The organism is Bradyrhizobium sp. (assembly GCF_016462955.1).
Taxonomy (GTDB): Bacteria; Pseudomonadota; Alphaproteobacteria; order Rhizobiales; family Xanthobacteraceae; genus Bradyrhizobium.
In genome coordinates this window covers 1-4,712 of sequence record NZ_JAEMSD010000439.1, presented here as the reverse complement: position 1 = coordinate 4,712, position 4,712 = coordinate 1, and the positions used below count along the sequence as shown (strand labels likewise).

Here is a 4,712-nt window from a genome sequence, read left to right as displayed (position 1 = left end):
GTTCGGGATTCCGGGGTTCGGCCGCTAAGCCGGCCGCCGATCATTGCCGCGAGGCGATGATCTCGAGCGCGCGCGCGCCGGGGATGGCTTCGCCGTCGGAGAGCCTCAGGAAATCGCCGGGCTCGCCGGCGAGCGCCTTGTCGAGCAGCGCCGTGTAGCGACGCCGCGAAATCTCGACCGCGCCAAAGCTCTTCAGATGCTCGGTGACATATTGGGTATCGAGCAGCTCGAAGCCGCCATGGATGAGCCGCGCGACCAGATGCACCAGCGCGACCTTGGACGCATCGCGCGCGGTGTGGAACATGCTCTCGCCGAAGAAGGCCCGCCCCAAGCTAACGCCGTAGAGCCCGCCGACGAGGTCGTCGTCCTGCCAGGCTTCGACGCTATGGCAATGGCCGAGCTCGAAGAGGCCGCCATAGAGATCGCGGATGCGCTTGTTGATCCAGGTGTCCTCGCGCCCTGCCTGCGGCGCGGCGCAGCCGGCGATGGTCGCCTTGAAGGCGGTGTTGACGGTCACGCGAAAAACGTCCGACCGCACGGTGCGCGCGAGCCGCGAAGCCACGCGAAAGCCGTCGAGCGGGATGATGCCGCGCAGCTCCGGTTCGACCCAGAACAGGGTCGGATCATCGGCGCTTTCCGCCATCGGGAAGATGCCGCAGGCATAGGCGCGCAGCAGCACGGCCGGCGTGATTTCAGAAGGGGCGGAGTCGCGCGACGTCATGGCTTGCCATCATAGCAGGATCGCAATGCGGTTGCGATGGGCGCGCGGCCGGGCCCGGGCTCAGCTCGCGGCGGCGGTGCTGGTCTTGCCGAGACCTGCGGGCTCGCGGCCGAACTTCAGCACCACCCTGGTCCCGGAATGCGCGCGATCGCGGCCGACGGTGGCATCGAGCTTGGTGGCCATCGCCGCGACGATGCGCTGGCCCATGCCGGTGGAGCGCGGATCGGCCTTGGCGTTGTCGCCGACGCCGTCATCCGTGATCGTAAGCAGGACATCGTCTCCCTGCGAGGTCAGCTCGACGTGGATCGGGCCAGCGCCGTCGGGATAGGCGTATTTCACCGCGTTCATCACCAGCTCGTTGACGATGATGCCGACCGCGACCGCGCGGTCCGGATCGATCTCGATCGGCTCGGCCTTCAGCGTCAGGCGCGACATGCGGTTGCCTTCCGCCGACCGCCTGAGATCCTCGAGCAGCGAGTCCAGATACTGATTCAGCACCACGCTCTTCAGGTCCTGCGACGTATAGAGGCGGCGGTGCACCTGCGCGACCGCGGCCACGCGGCCCATCGCGTTTGTCAGCGCCGCCTTGACCTCGTCCTGCGCGGCGGAGCTGGCCTGAAGATGCAGCAGCGAGGCGATGATCTGGAGCGAATTGCCGACGCGGTGATTGACCTCGCGCAGCAGCATCTCGCGCTCGGCGGCGAGCGCCGCGTAGCGGTCGCGCGAGGCGTGGATCTCGGCTTCGGCTTCCTCGCGCGCCCTCTGCAACTCGGCCTGGCGCAGCGCGCCTTCGGCGGCGACGTGGAGCAGCGGGATGAAATCGCCCTGGACGTCCTTAACGAGATAATCGGCCGCCCCCGCCTTCAGCGCGGTGACCGCGATGCTGGAATCCTGCGACGCCGTGACGAACACGATCGGCGGGGCGTCCGGGATCGCCATGATCTGCTCGAGCGTCTCCAGCCCGTCGAGGCCCGGCATGTACTGATCGAGCGCCACCACATCGATGGCGCCTTCGCTGCCGTTTTGGGCGCAGGCGCGGCGGATGCGCTCGAGCCCTTCCTCGCCGCTGGCGGCATGAACGACGCGATAGCCGCGCCGCGTCAGGCCGCGATCGACCAGGCGCGCCAGCGCGTCGTCGTCATCGATGTAGAGAAGTGTCGGCGTGCGTTGGTTCATGGGGCGGCGGGCGGGACCTGGATGACCGAGAAGAACAGGCCGAGCTGCCGGATGGCATTGGCGAAATTCTCGTAGTTGACGGGTTTGGTGATGTAGACGTTGCAGCCGAGCTCGTAGCAGCGCTTGATTTCCTGGGAATCGTCGGTGGTGGTCAGCACCACCACGGGCGAGGCCTTCAGGTATTTGTTCTCCTTGATCTGCCTCAGGATGTCGATCCCGGTCATGTCGGGAAGGTTGAGGTCGAGCAGGATCAGGAGCGCATTGCCCTTCTGCACGAGGCCTGAGCCGTCGGCGCCGAACAGGTGCCGCATCGCGTCGGTGCCGTTGGTGAACGAGACGATCTCATTGTTGACGCCCGAGCGGCGGATGTTGCGCTCGATCAGGCGGGCGTGGCCCTCGTCGTCCTCGACCATGATGATACTGACAGGCTGGGTCATCAATCTCTGTTCCGGTTGCTCACGTTCCAGGCGATCGGCAGCGTAATCGTGAAGGTGCTGCCCGCGTTCAGTTCCGATGATACCGACATGGTGCCGCCGAGGCGACGCACAAGTGCACGCACATGCGCAAGACCAATGCCCTGGCCAGGCTTGTCCTGGGTTCCGGCGCGGCGGAACAGGTCGAATATCCTCTGGTGATCCTTCGGGTCGATCCCCCGGCCATTGTCGCTGATCTCGAAGATAGCGTAGCCGAGCTTGGTCCGCCCGCGAATTCTGATCTCGCCGGGCACGCCATTCCTGAGATATTTGATCGCATTGTCGATCAGATTGGAGAAGATCTGTTCGAGGGCGAGACGGTCGCTCACGACGTCTGGCAGCGGCTCGAGATGAATCTCGGCCTGCGCCTCGGCCGCCTGGTGCGCCAGCGTCGAGACGATGGCCGAGATCAGCTCCCGTGTGTCGATCTTGACCGGCTGGAATTCGCGCCGGCCCTCGCGGGTGAGGTTGAGAATCGCCGAGATCAGCCGGTCCATCTTGGCGATCGACGACTTGATGAAGCCGAGCGCTTCGGAGAAATCCGCGGAGAGCTGCTTGTCGGCGCCTTCAAGCACAATCTCGCCCGGTCCGGCGGGCGCGAGCGGCGCTCCCTCCGCGGGAACGCGAGCGAGGCCGCCGATGCGGCGGAAGATGTCTCCGCCGAGCTCTTCGAGCTCGCTGGTGAAGCCCATGATGTTGACGAGCGGCGAGCGCAGATCGTGGCTGACGATATAGGCGAAGCGCTGGATCTCCTCGTTGGCCTCGCGCAGATCAGCCGTGCGCTCGTCGACGATGGATTCCAGGTTGAGGTTGGCATCGCGCAGCCGCGCCTCGGCCTCGTCGCGGCCGAGCGCCGAGCGCCGCACCAGCCAGATCGAGATCAGCGCCAGCACCACGACGAGGCCGGATCCGACGCCCGTCATCGAGGCGGCGATGGTCTGGCTGCGGTCGGCGCTGACGGTGCGGAGGCGGAACAGGCGCTCCTCCTCCTGGATCATCGCAGTCCCGATCGCCGTGATCCTGGTCGTTACATCCTGTGCCGCGGCCTCGCGAACCACCGCCATGGCCTTGTCCGGCTCGCCTTGCCGGACGAAGGCCATTTCCCGCGCGAACTGGCTGAGGCGGGTCTCGATCGCCGCGCTCAGCTTCTCCACGTTCTCGCGTTGCGTTGGATTGTCGGCACTCAGGCGCGTGAGCTTGTCCAAGGCGGGGATGATGGCAGCCACGGCCTTTTCATGGTCGGCCCTGAAATTGTCCTCCCGCGTCAGCAGGAAGCCGCGGGCGGCGCTTTCAGCGCGCCGGATCTCCAGCAGCAGGGCGTGGGTCTGGTTCTCCACTTCGATGGTATGAACCACCCATTTGCTGTCCTCGCGCGCCTTGTTGACGAGATAGACGGAGCCGGCGCTGATCACGGTCAGCACCAAAAGTCCCGCCGCGAACAGCAGGATCTGCCAAAATGTGCGCCGCCGCTGGGCCTCAGCCGTCACGACGGTTCACCTGCTCATGCTCAGTGGACTGCAAAACGCCCCCTTGGAACTGCCCAACCCTTCCAAACGCGAGTCGGGCCAATCGGTTCCACATGGGAGGGAAACTATCGCGGCGAGGGTTCCGCCTTACCGGCCAGATACTGCTCCAGCCAGTGGATATGATAATCTCCGTTGATGATGTCGTCCTCGCGGACCAGGGCCCGGAACAGCGGCAGCGTGGTCTCGATGCCCTCCACCACCATCTCGTCCAGCGCCCGGCGCAGCCGCATCAGGCACTCTGCGCGGGTTTTTCCGTGGACGATCAGCTTGCCGACCAGCGAATCGTAATAGGGCGGGATCGTGTAGCCCTGATAGACGGCTGAATCGATCCGGACCCCGAGCCCGCCGGGCGGGTGATATTGCAGGATCCGGCCTGGCGAGGGACGGAAGGTCTGCGGGTTCTCGGCGTTGATGCGGCACTCGATCGCATGGCCGATGACCTGGACCTCGTCCTGCCTGGCCGGCAGGTCGCCGCCGGCGGCGATGCGGATCTGCTCCAGCACGAGGTCGATGTCGGTGATGCTCTCGGTGACGGGATGCTCGACCTGGATGCGGGTGTTCATCTCGATGAAGTAGAACTCGCCGTCCTCGTAGAGGAATTCGATGGTGCCGACGCCGAGATATTTCATCTCGCGCATCGCCTTGGCACAGGTCTCGCCGATCCTGGCCCGCGCGGCGGCAGAGAGAACGGGCGAGGGGCCTTCCTCCCAGACCTTCTGGTGGCGGCGCTGCAACGAGCAATCGCGTTCGCCGAGATGGATGGCGCCGCCGCGGCCGTCGCCGAGGATCTGGATCTCGATATGGCGGGGCCTCTGG

4 protein-coding genes and 1 pseudogene are annotated in these 4,712 nt (G+C 65.7%); all 5 read right to left on the bottom strand.

All coding sequences use genetic code 11. The features are described from left to right. Positions 1-40: 40 nt before the first annotated feature. Positions 41-721: a leucyl/phenylalanyl-tRNA--protein transferase gene (gene aat / locus JHD07_RS30995; RefSeq protein WP_291629053.1), complete on the bottom strand. Its 681-nt coding sequence runs from the start codon at positions 719-721 to the stop codon at positions 41-43. A 60-nt stretch (positions 722-781) separates the two neighbouring features. Then, entirely contained in the window at positions 782-1,897 is a 1,116-nt protein-coding gene (locus JHD07_RS30990) for a histidine kinase dimerization/phosphoacceptor domain -containing protein (RefSeq protein ID WP_291629051.1), read from the bottom strand. After that, a complete protein-coding gene (locus JHD07_RS30985; RefSeq protein WP_291629049.1) occupies positions 1,894-2,334 on the bottom strand; it encodes a response regulator in 441 nt (146 codons plus the stop codon). The genes JHD07_RS30990 and JHD07_RS30985 overlap by 4 nt, the downstream gene beginning before the upstream one ends. Further along, positions 2,334-3,857 (bottom strand): CHASE3 domain-containing protein, encoded by a 1,524-nt coding sequence (locus tag JHD07_RS30980; RefSeq protein WP_291629047.1) that lies wholly within the window; start codon positions 3,855-3,857, stop codon positions 2,334-2,336. Before JHD07_RS30980 ends, JHD07_RS30985 begins: the two co-directional genes overlap by 1 nt. Positions 3,858-3,961: 104 nt before the next feature. Next, a pseudogene (locus tag JHD07_RS30975) lies at positions 3,962-4,712 on the bottom strand (acetyl-CoA carboxylase biotin carboxylase subunit); the annotation flags it as partial.